At 73.5% G+C, this 15814-nt stretch carries 19 protein-coding genes; 16 read left to right on the top strand and 3 right to left on the bottom strand.

Annotated features, from left to right (window positions below; translation table 11 throughout):
• Positions 1–17 precede the first annotated feature (17 nt).
• The 7 genes from ACNKF0_RS16835 to ACNKF0_RS16805 are packed head-to-tail and all read left to right on the top strand — an operon-like array spanning position 18 to position 5799.
• A complete protein-coding gene (locus tag ACNKF0_RS16835; RefSeq protein ID WP_416953974.1) occupies positions 18–1289 on the top strand; it encodes a hypothetical protein in 1272 nt (423 codons plus the stop codon).
• Positions 1286–1972 carry a hypothetical protein gene (locus ACNKF0_RS16830; protein ID WP_416953972.1) on the top strand — a complete coding sequence of 229 codons (687 nt, stop codon included), beginning with the start codon at positions 1286–1288 and terminating at the stop codon, positions 1970–1972. Before ACNKF0_RS16835 ends, ACNKF0_RS16830 begins: the two co-directional genes overlap by 4 nt.
• A gap of 1 nt (position 1973) precedes the next feature.
• Positions 1974–3167: a hypothetical protein gene (locus ACNKF0_RS16825; RefSeq protein ID WP_416953970.1), complete on the top strand. Its 1194-nt coding sequence runs from the start codon at positions 1974–1976 to the stop codon at positions 3165–3167.
• An 8-nt stretch (positions 3168–3175) separates the two neighbouring features.
• Entirely contained in the window at positions 3176–4234 is a 1059-nt protein-coding gene (gene dapE, locus ACNKF0_RS16820; protein ID WP_416953968.1) for a succinyl-diaminopimelate desuccinylase, read from the top strand.
• Entirely contained in the window at positions 4231–5016 is a 786-nt protein-coding gene (locus ACNKF0_RS16815) for a TIGR00730 family Rossman fold protein (RefSeq protein ID WP_416953966.1), read from the top strand. Before dapE ends, ACNKF0_RS16815 begins: the two co-directional genes overlap by 4 nt.
• Positions 5016–5360 carry a DivIVA domain-containing protein gene (locus ACNKF0_RS16810; RefSeq protein ID WP_416953964.1) on the top strand — a complete coding sequence of 115 codons (345 nt, stop codon included), beginning with the start codon at positions 5016–5018 and terminating at the stop codon, positions 5358–5360. The genes ACNKF0_RS16815 and ACNKF0_RS16810 overlap by 1 nt, the downstream gene beginning before the upstream one ends.
• A 16-nt stretch (positions 5361–5376) precedes the next feature.
• Positions 5377–5799, top strand: coding sequence for a hypothetical protein (locus ACNKF0_RS16805; protein WP_416953962.1), 423 nt, complete (start codon positions 5377–5379; stop codon positions 5797–5799).
• 71 nt (positions 5800–5870) lie between these two features.
• On the opposite strand, the gene ACNKF0_RS16800 is transcribed toward ACNKF0_RS16805, so the two are convergent.
• Positions 5871–6671, bottom strand: coding sequence for an enoyl-CoA hydratase/isomerase family protein (locus ACNKF0_RS16800; protein ID WP_416953960.1), 801 nt, complete (start codon positions 6669–6671; stop codon positions 5871–5873).
• A 181-nt stretch (positions 6672–6852) separates the two neighbouring features.
• On the opposite strand from ACNKF0_RS16800, the gene ACNKF0_RS16795 reads away from it, so the two are divergent.
• The 3 genes from ACNKF0_RS16795 to ACNKF0_RS16785 are packed head-to-tail and all read left to right on the top strand — an operon-like array spanning position 6853 to position 8926.
• Positions 6853–7020: a DUF3117 domain-containing protein gene (locus ACNKF0_RS16795; RefSeq protein ID WP_082602897.1), complete on the top strand. Its 168-nt coding sequence runs from the start codon at positions 6853–6855 to the stop codon at positions 7018–7020.
• Positions 7021–7022: 2 nt separating this feature from the next.
• A complete protein-coding gene (locus tag ACNKF0_RS16790) occupies positions 7023–8588 on the top strand; it encodes a leucyl aminopeptidase family protein (RefSeq protein ID WP_416953957.1) in 1566 nt (521 codons plus the stop codon).
• Positions 8588–8926, top strand: coding sequence for a hypothetical protein (locus tag ACNKF0_RS16785; protein ID WP_416953955.1), 339 nt, complete (start codon positions 8588–8590; stop codon positions 8924–8926). Before ACNKF0_RS16790 ends, ACNKF0_RS16785 begins: the two co-directional genes overlap by 1 nt.
• Before the next feature lie 28 nt (positions 8927–8954).
• On the opposite strand, the gene ACNKF0_RS16780 is transcribed toward ACNKF0_RS16785, so the two are convergent.
• Positions 8955–9614: an O-methyltransferase gene (locus ACNKF0_RS16780; RefSeq protein ID WP_299932259.1), complete on the bottom strand. Its 660-nt coding sequence runs from the start codon at positions 9612–9614 to the stop codon at positions 8955–8957.
• A 202-nt stretch (positions 9615–9816) separates the two neighbouring features.
• Between ACNKF0_RS16780 and sigE the strand changes: the two genes are divergently transcribed.
• From sigE to ACNKF0_RS16765, 3 genes are read left to right on the top strand one after another with little or no spacing between them, the layout of a single operon-like run.
• Positions 9817–10416 (top strand): RNA polymerase sigma factor SigE, encoded by a 600-nt coding sequence (gene sigE, locus ACNKF0_RS16775; RefSeq protein ID WP_416953953.1) that lies wholly within the window; start codon positions 9817–9819, stop codon positions 10414–10416.
• Positions 10416–10937, top strand: a complete 522-nt coding sequence (locus ACNKF0_RS16770) for an anti-sigma factor family protein (protein ID WP_416953951.1) — start codon at positions 10416–10418, stop codon at positions 10935–10937. The genes sigE and ACNKF0_RS16770 overlap by 1 nt, the downstream gene beginning before the upstream one ends.
• Positions 10934–12529, top strand: coding sequence for a trypsin-like peptidase domain-containing protein (locus tag ACNKF0_RS16765; RefSeq protein WP_416953949.1), 1596 nt, complete (start codon positions 10934–10936; stop codon positions 12527–12529). The genes ACNKF0_RS16770 and ACNKF0_RS16765 overlap by 4 nt, the downstream gene beginning before the upstream one ends.
• A gap of 15 nt (positions 12530–12544) precedes the next feature.
• On the opposite strand, the gene ACNKF0_RS16760 is transcribed toward ACNKF0_RS16765, so the two are convergent.
• Positions 12545–12790, bottom strand: coding sequence for a helix-turn-helix domain-containing protein (locus ACNKF0_RS16760; protein ID WP_416953947.1), 246 nt, complete (start codon positions 12788–12790; stop codon positions 12545–12547).
• Between the two features lie 99 nt (positions 12791–12889).
• Between ACNKF0_RS16760 and ACNKF0_RS16755 the strand changes: the two genes are divergently transcribed.
• Genes ACNKF0_RS16755 through ACNKF0_RS16745 form a run of 3 tightly spaced genes read left to right on the top strand, consistent with a single transcriptional unit; the run spans position 12890 to position 15808 of the window.
• On the top strand, positions 12890–13606 hold the full coding sequence (locus tag ACNKF0_RS16755) for an SAF domain-containing protein (RefSeq protein WP_416953945.1): 717 nt from the start codon (positions 12890–12892) through the stop codon (positions 13604–13606).
• Between the two features lie 5 nt (positions 13607–13611).
• Positions 13612–14904 carry an AAA family ATPase gene (locus ACNKF0_RS16750; protein WP_416953943.1) on the top strand — a complete coding sequence of 431 codons (1293 nt, stop codon included), beginning with the start codon at positions 13612–13614 and terminating at the stop codon, positions 14902–14904.
• Between the two features lie 52 nt (positions 14905–14956).
• Entirely contained in the window at positions 14957–15808 is an 852-nt protein-coding gene (locus tag ACNKF0_RS16745; protein WP_416953941.1) for a calcium-binding protein, read from the top strand.
• Positions 15809–15814 lie beyond the last annotated feature (6 nt).

Genomic DNA, 15814 nt, shown 5'->3' with positions numbered 1-15814 from the left:
CACGGGGGGACGGGGACATGGACGGCGCGTCCGACATCGACGCGCTCGCCGAAGCATTGCGCGAGGACGGCGTCGTCGTCGACCGCGTGATGGGCTCGGGGGCGGCGCAGGAGTCACACGACCGCATCGCGGCACTGGTGCGCGAGACGCCGTTCCCGGTCTACGTCGCCCTGGTCGAGCACCCCGACGGCGTGCCGAGCGCCGACAGCGTCGAGGCGACCGAGGCGCTGGCGGGCCTGCTCAACCGGCGCCTCGGTGACGGCCTCTACGTGCTGCAGACGACGGAGAGCATCCAGCAGGAGTTCTCCTTCGGCCTCGGCGCGGACCCGGCCCGGCTGAGCATCGGCGCAGGCCGCAACGCCGACGCGCTCGACGAGGCGATGCAGGAGGCGGGCCGCTACCGGATCGGCACCGAGGACTACCTCTACCCCCCGGCGGTCGCCGAGGCCGAGGCCCAGGTGCGGGCCGCCGAGGACCTGGTCGAGATGGCGCGCGGGTCGACGGGCGGCGACCACCCGGTGACGCTCGACGAGTCCGACACCGACGACCTCGCCCGCCATGCCGTGCGCGTCGCCGCCACTGCGAGCTGGCGGCCCACCTCCGAGGGCTACGTAGAGGTGCGGGCCGCTTCGCGTGGCCTCTCCGCGCTCGTCGGCGGCCTGTCGGCCCTGGTCGTGGCGCTGCTCGTCGGCCAGTCGCTGCGGGGCTGGCCGCGCCGTGCGTCGCGCCGGCCCGCCGAGAAGCCCGCGACCCCGGCCGTCCCGCCGGTGGCCCCGCCCGACCTCGAGGACGAGCGCGGGCGCGCCACGCGGCTGGCCGATGCCCTCGTCCGGGCGCTGGAGCGCACCGACTGGGACTCCGTCCGCGACCGCGACGTGGCGTCGCGGGCCCTCACCGCCCGGGACGCCGTCGAGCGGCTGCTGGACTCGGACGACGTCGGCGACCTCATCGGGGCGCGCGTCATCGCTCGGACGGGGACGCACGACCTCGGTCGTGGCCGGCTCGGCAGCGGCACGCCGCTGGTGCCGTGCTTCTTCGACCCACGCCACCCCGACGCCACGACGACCGCGTCCTGGCGCCTCGGCGACGGCATGGTCGACGTGCCGTGCTGCGTCGCGTGCGGCACGGCCGCCCTCCACGACGGGACCCCGCGCTTCCTCCGCCTCCCGCACCGGCGCGGCACGGCCCCCTACTGGGAGCGGGGCGACGTCTGGGCGCGCACCGGGTTCGGTGCGATCACCGACGACCTGGCGCGCGACGTGCTCGCCGAACGGGCGGAGGAGCGGTGATCAGGCGCTACGGCTGGGCGATCGGCGCGGTGGTCGGCATCGTCGCCGGCACCGCCCTGGGCCTCGGGACGCAGGCCTGGCAGGAGTCCCGCGAGGCCTCCGACGTCGCGGCGCGGGCGGCCGTCTTCGGCCACCAGGACGACGTACCGGGTCCGGTCGACACGGTCCGCGAGCTCCTCGACCAGGACACCCACGTGGTCGTCGATCCGTTGCTCGCCGACCGCCTCCCGGCCGAGGACGTCGCCCGGGCGGAGGAGGCGCTGGCCGGATCCGACGTGCCGGCCCGGATCGCCTATCTGCCCTACCCCGACACCAACGAGGTCGGCTACACGACGTCGGGAGTGGGTCCGCAGTGGTGGACCGGCGTCGGCGAGACCGGCCACTACGTCGTGCTCTGGGACAACGGGAGCACGGTCAGCGGGGCGGTCGGACTCGAGGAGCAGTTCGTCGAGACCCGCACCCAGGGCCAGCCCGGCCCGGCACTGGTGCGGCTCGCGCAGGAGATGGCCACCTGGGAGGCGGACCCGCTCCCGACCGAGCCGGCCCCGCCCGACGACGTCGACGAGTGGGGCGGCCCCGGGGGAGGCATCGGCTTCGCGGCGCTGTTCGGTGTCGTGATCGTGCTGCCGGCCTTCCTCATGCTGCGCTGGTGGGTCGGGACCCGACGACGGAAGGTTGCCTGAGATGAGCGCCGAGCAGATCAGCGACGACACGATCAGCGAGATCGAGCAACAGCTCGCCTCCGACGGCGTGTGGATCGACCCCTCCTTCGCGAGGACCCACGACATCTCCGCGGCGGACGAGGCCGCCATCGAGGAGGCGGTCGCCTCGGCGCAGAGCGCCGACCTCAAGGTGGTCCTCGTCGAGGTCGACAGCGACGACGAGCGCTTCCAGGGCAGCTTCGCCAACCTGAGCGCCTGGCTGCACGACGACGCCGGCGGCGACGCGACGTACGTCGGCTGGAACCGCTGGAGCGAGCCCCACCTGAGCGTCCAGTCGTTCGGGGACCAGCCCGACACCATGTCGGTCGCCAACGTCGCCAACCACGAGCACCCCGACGACGTCGCCGACCAGGTCGTGCGCGTGCAGGAGCTGCTCGACGACGGCAACGCCGAGGCGATCTGGTGGGAGGTGCCGAGCGACGAGCGCTACTCCTGGACCGCCGACGAGGGCATCCAGGCCTCCGAGGTGGTCGGCGGGATCGGCGTGGTCGCCGCCCTCGCCGCGGTCGTGGCCGGCCTCGTCGTGTGGCGCCGGCGCAGACGCCTGCGCCCGTCGGGCTTCACCCTGCCGAGCACCGTGCTGCACACGATCCGCGCGGCCGAGGACAAGCGGCTGCGCCAGCAGGCCGACACCGAGGTGCTCGCGCTGGGCGAGGCGATCGGGAGCGGTGAGCCGGGCGGCAGCGCGGCCGCGCTCGAGGCCTGGCAGCAGGCGCTCGACCACTACGCCGCCGCCCGCTCGATCCTGTCGCAGGAGGCGGCGCCCGCCGACGTGGTCGGCGCACTCGTGCTGGCCCGGCGCGGCGACGACGCCCGGGCCGCCGCCCAGGAGGGCACGCCCGGCGCGTGGCGCGCGCCGGTGCACTGCTGGTTCAACCCGCTCCACGACGGGCCGACGAGGGAGGTCACGTGGCGGGGCGGGGAGCGCGACGACGACCGCGCGGTCGACGTGCCCGCCTGCGCGGCGTGCGCCGACGCCGTACGAGCCGGCCGCGAGCCCGACGACGTCCTCGACTTCATCGAGGGCGACCGGACCGTGCACTACTTCCGCCTCGACCTCGGGCCGTGGAGCCGGACCGGCTACGGCAGCCTCGAGCGCGACCTGCTCGGCGCGCTGCGCGCGGCCGGGGCCGGCCGTCGCGGCTCGGCTGGTTGAATCGGGGCATGGCCCACCTCGACCTGTCCGCCGACGTCGTCACCCTGACCCAGCAGCTCGTCGACATCTTCTCCGTCAGCCACCAGGAGCAGGAGATCGCCGACGCCGTCGAGGCGGCCCTGACGGCGCTCCCGCACCTCACGGTGACCCGTCGCGGTCACACGGTCGTGGCGCGCACCGAGCTCGGTCGTGGCGAGCGGGTGGTGATCGCGGGCCACCTCGACACGGTGCCGCTCAACGACAACCTGCCCTCGCGGCTCGAGGACGGGGTCCTGCACGGTCTCGGCACCTGCGACATGAAGGGCGGCGACGCGGTGATGCTCAAGCTCGCCGCCGACCTCACCGAGCCCGACCGCGACCTGACCTTCATCTTCTACGAGGCCGAGGAGGTCGACTCGGTCCACAACGGCCTGCGCAAGCTGACCGAGAGCGACCCCGAGCTGCTCGAGGCCGACTTCGCGATCCTCATGGAGCCGAGCAACGCGGCGATCGAGGCGGGCTGCCAGGGCACCATGCGCGTCGACGTACGGACCACGGGTGAGCGCTCGCACAGCGCCCGGAGCTGGAAGGGCGTCAATGCGATCCACCTCGCCGGCCCCGTGCTGAGCCGGCTCAACGACTACGTCGCCCGCCAGCCGGAGATCGACGGCCTGACCTATCACGAAGGCCTCAACGCCACCGGCATCCGCGGCGGAGTCGCCGGCAACGTGATCCCCGACGAGTGCGTCGTCGAGGTCAACTTCCGCTTCGCCCCCGACCGCAGCGAGGCCGACGCCGAGGCCTTCGTGCGCGACTTCTTCGACGGCTACGAGGTCACGGTGACCGACATGGCTGCCGGCGCCATGCCCGGTCTCGACCGGCCCGCGGCCAAGGCGTTCGTCGATGCGGTGGGCGGTGAGCCGGCCCCGAAGTTCGGCTGGACCGACGTCGCGCAGTTCACCAGGCTCGGGATCCCGGCGGTCAACTTCGGCCCCGGTGACCCGATGTTCGCCCACAAGCAGGACGAGCACGTGCCGGTCGAGCACATCGAGCGGTGCGAGCGGATCCTCAAGGAGTGGCTGGCATGAGCGAGGCACGTACCGACGGCAGGGGCCACGACCGGGTGACCGGGCCGGTCATCGAGCGCCGCGGCCAGGTCCACGAGGGCAGCACGACCGACCAGCGCCTGCTCGACTCCCGCGGCCCGACCGACTGGGTGCACACCGACCCGTGGCGCGTGCTGAGGATCCAGGCCGAGTTCGTCGAGGGCTTCGGCGCCCTGGCGGAGACCGGCCCCGCCATCGCGGTCTTCGGCTCCGCCCGCACCCCGGTCGACCACGCGTTCTACGCGATCGGCGAGGAGGTGGGCCGCAAGCTGGTCGAGGCCGGCTTCGCGGTCATCACCGGCGGCGGCCCGGGTGCGATGGAGGCCGCCAACAAGGGCGCCTGCGAGGCCGGGGGTGCCAGCGTCGGCCTCGGCATCGAGCTGCCCTTCGAGTCCGGCCTCAACCAGTGGGTCGACAAGGGCATCAACTTCCGCTACTTCTTCGCCCGCAAGACGATGTTCGTCAAGTACTCCCAGGGCTTCATCGTCCTGCCCGGCGGCGTCGGCACCCTCGACGAGCTCTTCGAGGCGCTCACCCTGGTGCAGACGCGCAAGGTGACGTCGTTCCCCATCGTGCTCCTCGGCACCTCCTACTGGTCGGGCCTCATCGGCTGGCTGCGCGAGACGGTGCTGGCCGAGGGCAAGGTCAACGAGGCCGATCTCGACATGATGGTGCTCACCGACGACGTCGACGAGGCGGTGTCGCTGATGGTGGCCGCGCGCGAGGACCGCTGGCCCACGCCCGAGCCGGAGCGGCCCGAGTGATGATGTGGTTCTTCGCGGTCCTCGTCGTCCTGGCCATGGGGGGCATCGCGATGGTGGCCTCCGGGCGAGGCGGCTCCATGCCCCCCGCGTACGACGACCGCCCCGACCTCGCGCTGCCCGACGACCGCCCCCTCGAGGCGCAGGACCTGCGCACCGTGCGGTTCCCGCTCGCGCTGCGCGGCTACCGGATGTCCGACGTCGACGCCCTGCTCACCCGGCTCGCGAACGAGCTCGAGGACCGGCGCGGGGACGAGCCGGGGGACGAGCGCGGGGACGAGCCCGGGGACAAGCCCGGCGCCGGTCCCGACAGCCCCGCCTCGTCTGGCGAGCCACCTCGCGTCTAGGGCAGACTGCCCCGTCATGTCGTTCCCGATCGTCGTCTGGATCCTCACGGCCCTCGCCGCCGTGGCGATCGTGCTGACCCGGCTCCGTCTCCGGGGCGAGGCTGCGGCGGGCCGCTTCTCCATCAGCAGCCGCGTGCCGCTGACGCACTTCGTGGCGGGCGTGGTCGCCCTCGTCCTGTGGCTGGGCGTGCTGGTCGCCCCGGAGGACTCCTTCATCGGGGGACCGTTCGTCGGGATCCTCGCGATCGCCTTCTGGTGGGTGACCGCCATCTGCGGGCTGCTGATCCTCATGCGCTGGCTCCCGGCCAAGGGTCGGCACGCGCCCGCGGCTGCCGGGGACTCGTGGAGCGACGGCCCCGGGCTGTCCCTGCTGGCCCACCTCGGCATGGTCGTCGGTGTCCTCGTCTTCACCTACGCCTACCTCACGGCAGCCGTGTGATCGCGGCCCTGCGTCGCTGGGTCGGCGTACGCCGTCGCGCTGGCGCCCACCGCGCGCACCGCGGCTGAGGCTCAGCGGCCGTGGAAGGCCGGCTTCTGCTTGGCCATGAACGCGTCGACGGCCGCGAGGTGGTCCTCCGTGCCGCCGGTCAGCGCCATCTTGTCGGCCTCGAAGGCCAGCGACTCCTCCAGCGGGTGCGCAGCGGCGTACGCCACCGCCTGCCGGATGGAGCCGAAGGCGACGGTCGGGCCGGACGCCAGGCGGGACGCCAGCTCGGCCACGGCCTGCGGCAGCTCCTCGGCCGTGACGACCTGGGTGGCCAGCCCGAGGTCGAGGGCCTCCTGGGCGGACACGGTGCGCGGGAAGTAGAGCAGCTCCATGGCCTTGGCGCGGCCGACGAGGCGGGGCAGCGTCCAGCTCGACCCGGTGTCGCACGAGAGCGCGACGCCCGCGAAGGAGGTGTTGAAGCCGGCGGAGTCGACGACGATGCGGAAGTCGGCGGCGAAGGCCAGGCTGGCCCCGGCGCCGGCCGCGACGCCGTTGACCGCCGCGATCACGGGCTTGGGCATCGTCGAGAGGGCCAGCACGATCGGGTTGTAGTGCTGCTCGACGGTGTCGGAGAGGGGGACGTCCGCCTCGCCCTTCAGCCCGGCGAGGTGCTCCTTGAGGTCCTGGCCCACGCAGAAGGCGCGGCCGCTGCCGGTGAGCACCACGCACCGCACCTCCGGGTCGTCGGCGACCCGGTGGACGGTGTCGCGCAGGAGGTCCTTCGTGGCGACGTCGAGGCCGTTCATCGCCTCGGGGCGGTTGAGCGTGATGGTCGCGATGCCGTCCTGGACGTGGAGCAGGACGGGGGCCTCGGAGGTCGTCATGGGCGCAGTCTGCCCGACGAACATCGGGTGTCGGTTCGCCCTGTGGTGCCGATCACGCGGGTCATGGGGGATAATGGACGTCGTACGACGCCGATCGAGGTGGCCAGCACGACTCAGCCGCCTCGTTTCGCATGTGAAGAGCCACATCCAGTGATGGCTGAACCAGGAAGAGGGTGCGCCGATGGCCGCCATGAAGCCCCGCACGGGCGACGGACCGCTCGAGGTCACCAAGGAGGGGCGCGGCATCGTCATGCGGGTCCCGCTCGAGGGCGGGGGACGGCTGGTGGTGGAGCTCAACGCCGATGAGGCCACGGCTCTCGGGGATGCCCTCAAGGGCGTCGTCGGCTGATCGTGCCCACCACCTCGCTGCCGCCTCAGGTCTCCCCGCCCGGGTTCGCGCTGAGCCCCGCGCTGCCGCACCAGATCGGCGGCGCGGAGGTCTGGGCGTTCCCGGTCCTGCCGGGAGAGGACGGCCCGCTGCTCGGGCCGGGTGCCGACGAGGCAGGTGAGGCCCTCGGGGTCGACCTCCTCGCCGCGCTCGAGGCGGCGCGGGCGACCGGCCGCACGGGCGAGCTCACGACGGTCCCGGTCGGTCGCGCGACCTCCGAGGCCCGAGCCACGGCCGGCTCCGAGGACGCGTCCGACGGGCCCGGGCTGGTGCTCCTGGTCGGCGTCGGTGAGGCGACCCCCACCGACCTCCGCCGGGCCGGCGCCACGCTCGCCCGCGCGACCAAGGACCGCGCCAGCGTCGCGACGTCGCTGGCGGCGATCGCTCCCGTCGAGGGCCTCGGCGCCTTCGTCGTGGGGGCGATGCTCGGCTCGTTCGGCTTCCACTGGCGCTCCACCGGGCCCAAGGAGCGTCCGGTCGCCCGGATCGTGCTGGCAGGTGTCGACGACGACGGGGCCGACGACGAGCTCGCCCGCGCGATCGCACTGGGCGGTGCCGGCTGGCGCTCGCGCACCCTGGCCACGGTCCCGGCCAACCTCAAGACGCCGGCATGGCTGGCCGAGCAGGCCATCGAGGTCGGCGAGGCCGCCGGCCTGGACGTGCAGGTCTGGGACGACGCGCGGCTGGAGGCCGAGGGCTTCGGTGGCATCCGTGCCGTCGGCGGCGGCTCGGTCAACGAGCCCCGGCTGATCCGCATGGACTACACCCCCCGCGGAGCCACCAAGCGCATGCCCACGGTGGTGCTCGTCGGCAAGGGCATCACCTTTGACACCGGCGGCCTCGACATCAAGCCCAGCGAGGGCATGCTGACGATGAAGCGCGACATGAGCGGCGGCGGCGCCGTCATCGCGACGATGGCCGCGCTCCGCGACGTCGACTGCCCGGTCCGCGTGGTCGGCCTCGTGCCCGCCGCCGAGAACGCCGTCAGCGGTTCCGCGATGCGCCCCGGGGACGTCATCACCCACTTCGGGGGCCGCACCTCCGAGGTCAACAACACCGACGCCGAGGGCAGGCTCGTCCTGGCAGACGCGATGGCGTACGCCGTCAGCGAGCTCGCCCCGGCCGCCCTGGTCGACATCGCGACGCTGACCGGTGCGATGAAGGTGTCGCTCGGCCAGTGGACCGGCGGCTACTTCGCCAACCACGAGGGCCTCGCCGACCACGTGAGCGCCGCTGCGACCGCGTCGGGCGAGAACACCTGGCGGATGCCGCTGGTCGCCGACTACGAGGACAAGGTCGCCTCGAAGATCGCCGACGGCGACAACGCCGCCGGCGGCGCCGGCGCGATCACCGCGGCCCTCTTCCTGCAGCACTTCGCCGGCGACGTGCCGTGGGCCCACATCGACTTCGCCTCCGCCGCGGAGTCACCCGCCGACCGCTACGAGTGGACCGCCGGGCCCAGCGGCTGGGGTCCGCGCCTGCTGCTGGCCTGGTTGGGCTCGGACGACCCGCTGGCCGGGATCGCCTGATGCTCGGGCTCACCGTCCGCTGGTCGCTCCTCGACGCGCCCGTGGGGGTCGAGGAGCAGCTGGCGGCCTACGTCGCCGAGACCTCGCACGCCCGGTTCACCGGGATGGCCGGGCTGCGCTTCAAGACCTGGCGCCAGGTGCCGGGCGAGTGGTTCGAGGGCTGCTACGTCTTCGCCACCAGCGAGGCACGCGAGGAGTTCCAGCGCACGTTCACCGAGGGGGCCGCAGAGGCTCCCGGCACCCGGATCATCGGCAGCCCGCCGATCCTCGTCGAGGCGTGCGACGTCGTCGCCGTCGCCGAGGGCTGGGACGGCTTCACGGCCGCCCCCCGCCTCTGACGCCCGGACCTGGACGGGTCGAGCCGGGTCAGGCCTCGGGGGCCCACTCCTTCTTCGCCGCCAGCAGGCCGTCGCCGACGGGAAGCAGCACGGGCACCAGGTCGTCGTGCTCGAGGATGGCCCGGCCGAGGTCGCGGATGGTGACGGTCTCCTCGTCACGCTGTGCGGGGTCGGCGACCCGGTCGTGCCACAGCGCGTTGTCGAACGCCACGATCCCGCCCGGGCGCAGCAGGCGGAGCGCCTCCTTGAGGTAGGCGGCGTACTCGCGCTTGTCCCCGTCGCAGAACACGAGGTCGTAGTGGCCGTCGGTGAGGCGGGGGAGCACGTCGAGCCCGGCGCCGGCGATGGTGCGCGCACGGTTGCCCGGGATCCCGGCCTCGGTGAAGGTCTCCTTGGCGAGGCGCTGGTGCTCGGCCTCGATGTCGACGGTCGTGAGCACGCCGTCGGCGCGCATGCCGCGCAGGAGCCACAGGCCGGAGACACCGGTGCCGGTGCCGACCTCCACCACCGCGCGTGCGTCGAGCACGGAGGCGAGGAAGCGCAGGGCCGCGCCCACGCCGGGCCCGACGGGGGCCACGCCCACCTCCTCGGCTCGGCTGCGGGCGGCGGCCAGGAGCTCGTCCTCGGCCACGAACGTCTCGGCGTAGGACCAGCTCGCGGGCTTGATCGGGGGGGTGTGGTTCGGCACGCGGCGACTCTATCGCGCAGCAGCCGTGCCACGTGGCCGGGAACACACGGGCCCCCTCGCTCGTTGGAGGCGGTGACCCGGGCAGGAGTTCTTGGCCGGACCGCATGGTGTTCACAGGGAACTCTCAGGCGGGGTACCTACCGTCAGGAAGGACATCGAACCGTTGCAGCTGCGGTCGAGGAAGACGAGCCAGGGAGCGCCCGTGGGTGATCAGGTCGATGCCACGTCGGAAGCCGTCGACGTACCCACGTGGGACGAGGTCGTGGAGCAGCACTCCGACCGCGTGTTCCGCCTCGCCTACCGCCTGACAGGCAACCGGCCGGACGCCGAGGACCTCACCCAGGAGGTCTTCGTCCGGGTCTTCCGCTCGCTCGACGGCTACACCCCCGGCACCTTCGAGGGGTGGCTGCACCGCATCACCACCAACCTGTTCCTCGACGGGGCGCGCCGCAAGCAGCGGATCCGGTTCGACCCGCTCTCCGACGAGCGCGCCGCCCGGCTGACCAGCGCCGCGCCGGCCCCCGAGCTCGCGGTCGCCGACCAGACCTTCGACGACGACATCGAGACGGCCCTGGCGACGCTGCCGCCCGACTTCCGTGCAGCGGTCGTGCTGTGCGACGTGGAGGGACTCAGCTACGAGGAGATCGCCGAGATCATGGACGCCAAGCTCGGCACCGTGCGCTCGCGCATCCACCGGGGGCGCACGATGCTCCGCAAGGCCCTCGCCCACCGCGAGCCGGCAGCCGGACGCTCGCGCTACTCGGGCCCCCTCGCCCCCCGGACCCGCGGACCGGTGTCGTGATGAGCCACCTCGGATCCCGGATCAGTGCCCTCCTCGACGGTCGCCTCGCGCCGGAGGAGGAGGAGCGCTGCTGGAGCCACGTGCACTCCTGCCACTCCTGCCGTGACCTCGTCGAGCAGGAGGGGTGGGTCAAGACCCAGCTCGCCCAGCTCTCCTTCGGCCCCGGCCAGCCGTCCCACGACTTCAAGTCCGCACTCGTCGGTCGTTGCTCGGCGATGCAGCCCGGCCCGGGCCACGGCCTGGTCCCGCCGCAGTTCCCGTCCGCACGGCACCGCCCGCGCCGCGGCCTCGTCGCCATCGGCGGTGGCGCGGCGAGCGCGTGCGTCGTCGGCGTGCTCGCCCTCGGCGTGGCCGGCACCCCGCGCGTCGAGCCCCGCCCGCCCGTCACCGACCTGAGCCGGCCGACCGGTCCCGCGACCCCGGCCGTCACCGACGACCGCGGCGCCCGCGGACCGGTCACCCCCTCCCGGACGCCCCTGGCCGAGCGCCTCGTGGCGATCCGGGAGAAGATTGCTCCGTGAGCGACGAGCACAGGCCCGACGAGCAGGTCCCGGACGAGCAGGGCACCGACCGCCCCGAGCCCGGCGAGCCGCACGACGAGCCCACCCAGCCGCTGGCCGGCTGGCACCCGACCGGTGCCGACCATGGTGCCGATCGAGCTGCCGAGCCCGATGCTGCCGAGCCCGATGCTGTTGAGCCCGCTGCCGCTGGCAGTGCCCCGGACGTCCAGCCCGAGGGCCGCCCCTACGGCGCTCCCGACGACGTCGCGCCGGACCGGCCCGGGATGCTCGCCGGCCCGCCGCCGCACCGGACGCCGTACGGCGAGCCGACGCCCCAGCAACCGCACGCGGGTCACGGGCACGAGGCCGCGGCTCCGACCGTGCCCTACCCGACGCAGGGGCCCTATCCGCAGCAGCCCGGCCAGCATCAGCCCGGCCAGCAGCCCGACCAGGCCTGGTTCGGCCCGGGGCCCTACCCGCGCCAGCCGTACGCCGGTCCGACGACCGTCGCCCGCCGGATCCCGCTGTGGGTCTGGCCCGCCGTCGCCTGCCTCGCCCTGGTCGTCGGCATCCTCGGCGGCCTCGCCGGGGGCGCGATCCAGGACGAGCTCGCTGCCCGGCCGGGCACCAACGACAACGGCCTCAACGGCGTACGCACGCAGACCGCGGCACCGCTGGAGGTCGACAACGGGTCGGTGGCCGCGGTGGCGCAGGCGCTGCTGCCCAGCACGGTCCAGATCGTGGCCGAGCTCGACGGCCGGAGTGGCGGGGCCACCGGCTCCGGTTTCGTGCTGGACCGCGACGGCCACGTCGTGACCAACGACCACGTGGTCGCTTCCGCCGCCGAGGACGACGGTCCCATCGTCGTCATCGACCACACGGGGGAGCGCCGCGAGGCCACGGTGGTCGGCCGCAGCTCGGTCTACGACCTCGCCGTGCTGTCCGTCAAGGGCGCCGGGGACCTCGAGCCGGCCGCCCTCGGCTCCTCGCAGGTGCTGCGCGTCGGCGACCCCGTGATCGCGTTCGGGGCCCCGCTCGGGCTCAGCCAGACCGTCACCTCCGGCATCGTGAGCGCGCTCAACCGGCCGGTCACCACGTCGGGGCAGTCCGACGACGACTCGTCCTACATCAACGCCGTGCAGACCGACGCCGCGATCAACCCCGGCAACTCGGGTGGTCCGCTGGTGAACCTCGCCGGAGAGGTGGTCGGGGTGAACTCCGCGATCGCCACCAACGGAGGCGCGTCGGGTGAGGCCGGCAACATCGGTGTCGGCTTCGCGATCCCCATCGAGCAGGTGCGCACGACGGTCGACCAGATCCTGCGCACGGGCGAGGCGGAGTACCCCGTGATCGGCGCCCAGGTGCGCACGGGCGGCGAGCCCGACGCCAACGGCGCCACCATCACCGAGGTCATGCCCGACACCCCGGCCGAACGCGCCGGCCTCGAGAAGGACGACGTCATCACCGCGGTCGACGACCAGCCGGTCAGCGACGGCATCTCCCTCATCGTGGCCATCCGCACCCACCTCCCCGGCGAGACCGTGGAGATGTCGGTCGTCCGCGGTGGCGAGGAGCGGGTCGTGCAGGTCGAGCTCGACGGCAAGGTCGGATAGTCACCCCGACGCGACCTAGGTGTCGGACGATTCGGCCTCAGCGTCCACGAACGGGTGCTGGTCGACGAAGGTCCTGGTCTCGGCGTACATCCGCTGGATGAACTCCTCGAGCTGCACCCGCTCCACGCGCCACTGGCCGCGGCCGCCGATCTTGATGGCCGGCAGCTCGCCCCGGCGGACGAGCGCGTAGACCTGCGCGCCGGAGGTGTTGAGCACCTCCGCGACGTCGGCGAGCGTCAGGAAGCGGGGGTCGTCGGCCATGGGGCCATCGTGCCACCGCGGGTGCGGCTACCGGCGCCGCCCGGCCGTCCCTGTGGAGAGACAGGTGTGAAGTCCGGCTCGTGCGGCAATGATGTCGTCGTGCCTCGGACCAGCTCTCGGACCTCCTCCCGTCACGCCCGTCCGGACGTGGCCGCGCCGCCCGGCCGCGCCACCGACGTGCCGGCCGCGACGCGGGCCACGAGCCCCGGGTGGCGCGACCCCCGGCTGTGGGTCGGGGTGGTCCTGGTGACGGGCTCGGTGGTGGCCGGTGCCCGCATCCTGTCCGGCGCCGACGACCTGACCCCGGTCTGGGCCGCGTCGTCCGACCTGGTCGCCGGGCAGACGATCACGGCCGCCGACCTCGAGCCCGCTCGGGTGCGCTTCGCCGAGTCCGCCGACCACGACCGCTACCTCGGCGTCGACGACGAGCTCCCGGCGGCGCTGACCCTCACCCGGCCGCTGTCGGCCGGCGAGCTGGTGCCGGCCGCCGCCCTGGGGGACGAGCCGGCCGACGACACCGTGTCGCTGTCGATCGCCGTGGCGGCCGAGCACGTCCCGACCGATCTGGTCCGGGGGTCCCGGGTGGACGTGTGGGTCGTGGCCGACCGCACGGTCGTCCAGCGCCGCGGCCGGCCGGCCGCCGAGCTGGTGCTCGGGGACGTCGTGGTCCTCGACGCGCCCGTGGTGGCCGACGCCTTCGCATCGGCGACGAGCCGACAGCTCGTCCTCGCCGTCCCGGAGACCGACGAGGAGTCGCTGGGGGTGGTCCTGGCGGCCGTCGGCGACGATCGGGTCCGCGTCGTGGGGAGGGGCTGACGGCCGTGATCTGCGTGCTGCTCCTCGCGGCGGGCGAGGCGTGGGAGTCGCCGGCGATGGCCGACCTCGAGGCCCATCCCGGGGTGGTCGTGCTCAAGCGCTGCGTCGACGTCGACGACCTGCTCGCGGCCGTCACCAGTGGCCAGGCCGACGTGGCCGTGGTCTCCCTCGACGCCCCGGGCCTCGACCCGACCAGCGTCGCCCACCTGCGGCGCCATGCCGTGCGGCCCGTCGCCGTGACCTCGGCCCTGGCCGACGACCTCGACGCCCGCGAGCACGCCGCACGCCTGGGCATCACCGCACTCGTCGGGAGGGGACAGCTGGCCACCCTGCCCCGGGTGGTCACGACGGTCGAGGACGTCGCCGACACCCGTGCACGGGGTGACGACCTGTCGGTCCTCGACCCGATCGCCGTCGCTGCCCCGCCCGCGGCGGAGGCGGGCCGGCTCGTGGTCGTCTGGGGGCCGGCCGGCGCCCCCGGCCGTACGACGGTCGCGACCAACCTGGCCTGGGAGCTCGCCCGGCGCGACGTGGCCGTGGTCCTCGCCGACCTGGACCCCTACGGTGGCGCCGTCGCGCAGCAGCTCGGCATCCTCGACGAGGTGTCCGGCCTGCTGTCGGCCGCGCGCCTGGCCTCCGCCGGCCAGCTGGACGACCGGTTCGCCTCGGTGTGCCGGAGCGTGGGGGACCGGCTGGCGGTCGTCACCGGCCTCCCGCGGGCCGACCGGTGGCGCGAGGTCAGGGCGGCGCAGGTCGAGCAGCTGCTCGAGCGCGCGCGGGGTCACGGCCAGGTCGTCGTCGACACGGGCTTCAGCCTGGAGGACGACACCGGCTCCGACCTCGGCGGCCGTCCCGGTCGCAACACGCTGACCCTCGCGGCCCTGGAGCAGGCCGACGAGGTGGTGGTCGTGGGCTCGGCCGACCCCGTGGGGCTCACCCGCCTCGCCCGCGGGCTCGTCGACCTGCGCGACCTCACGGCAGGCACGCCCGTGCGGGTCGTCGTCAACCGGATGCGCTCCTCGATCGGGTGGTCGGAGAAGGAGATCGCCGGCATGGTCGAGGGCTTCAGCCGGGTCGCCGGCCTGCACTTCGTGCCCGAGGACCGGCCCGGTCTCGACCGGGCGTTGGTCAGCGGCCGTCCGGTCGCCGACCTCGGCGACTCGTCCCTGGTGCGGGCCCTCGCCGCCCTGGCCGACGCCGTGCTCCCGGCTCACAGCAGTGGAGGAGCGGACCGCTCCTCCGGACAAACCCGCCACTTTCGGCGTCAATTCAGGCAAGTCAAGAGGGCAAAATTCTGAAAAGCATCAAGATTTGACGTAATTTGGGCCCCGAACCCGAGGGGGAACTTCCATGTCGCGTCACTTCCGCATCGCCACCATCGCCACCCTGGCGGTCGTCCTGTCCGCAGCTCCGGCGTCTGCCAAGCTCTTCCAGGGCACCACCGGCCACGACACGATCAAGGGCAAGAACCGCGCCGACAAGATCATGGCGATCGGTGGCCAGGACAAGATCACCGCCCGTGGCGGCAACGACAAGGTCTACGCCGGCAATGGGCACGACACCGTCAGCGGCGACGACGGCGACGACTGGATCACCCTGCAGCCCGGCAACGACTGGGGCTCCGGCGGACTCGGCAACGACTCCCTCGACGGCGGTCAGGGCGACGACGTCATGTACGGCGGTGAGGGCAACGACAAGCTCACCGCGGGCGCCGGCACCGACGTGGTGCACGGCGAGGGCGGCAACGACCTGGTCGGCGGCGGTGACGGTGACGACCAGCTCTTCGGCGGCGATGGCATCGACAAGCACATCGGCAACGACGGCAACGACTGGATCGACGCCGGTCCCGGTGACGACGGCGCGATTCAGGGCGGACCCGGCAACGACGTGCTGATCGACGGGGCGGGCAACGACGTCAAGATCAAGGGCGACGAGGGCGACGACACCGTCTTCCTCGGTCCCGGTCGCGACAAGGTCTTCACCGAGCAGGGCAACGACACCATCTACGTGCTTCCCGACGGCGACGAGGACCGCATCCACTGCGACGACCCGACCCTGGGCGGCGTCGGCAACGCCGACCGGGTGATCTTCGTCGGCTGGCGCGACCCCGCCGACGTGATCGACTACCGCGGTTCCTGCGACATCATCGAGGTCACGTCCGTGCTGCCGGCCGGGTGGCCCTACGGCCCGATCCCGTCCTAGCGCTCG

The sequence above is a fragment of the Nocardioides sp. T5 genome (genome assembly GCF_048161455.1).
Lineage (GTDB): Bacteria > Actinomycetota > Actinomycetes > Propionibacteriales > Nocardioidaceae > Nocardioides.
The sequence above is the reverse complement of the archived record's forward strand: the minus strand, read 5'-3'. Positions and strand labels throughout refer to the sequence as shown.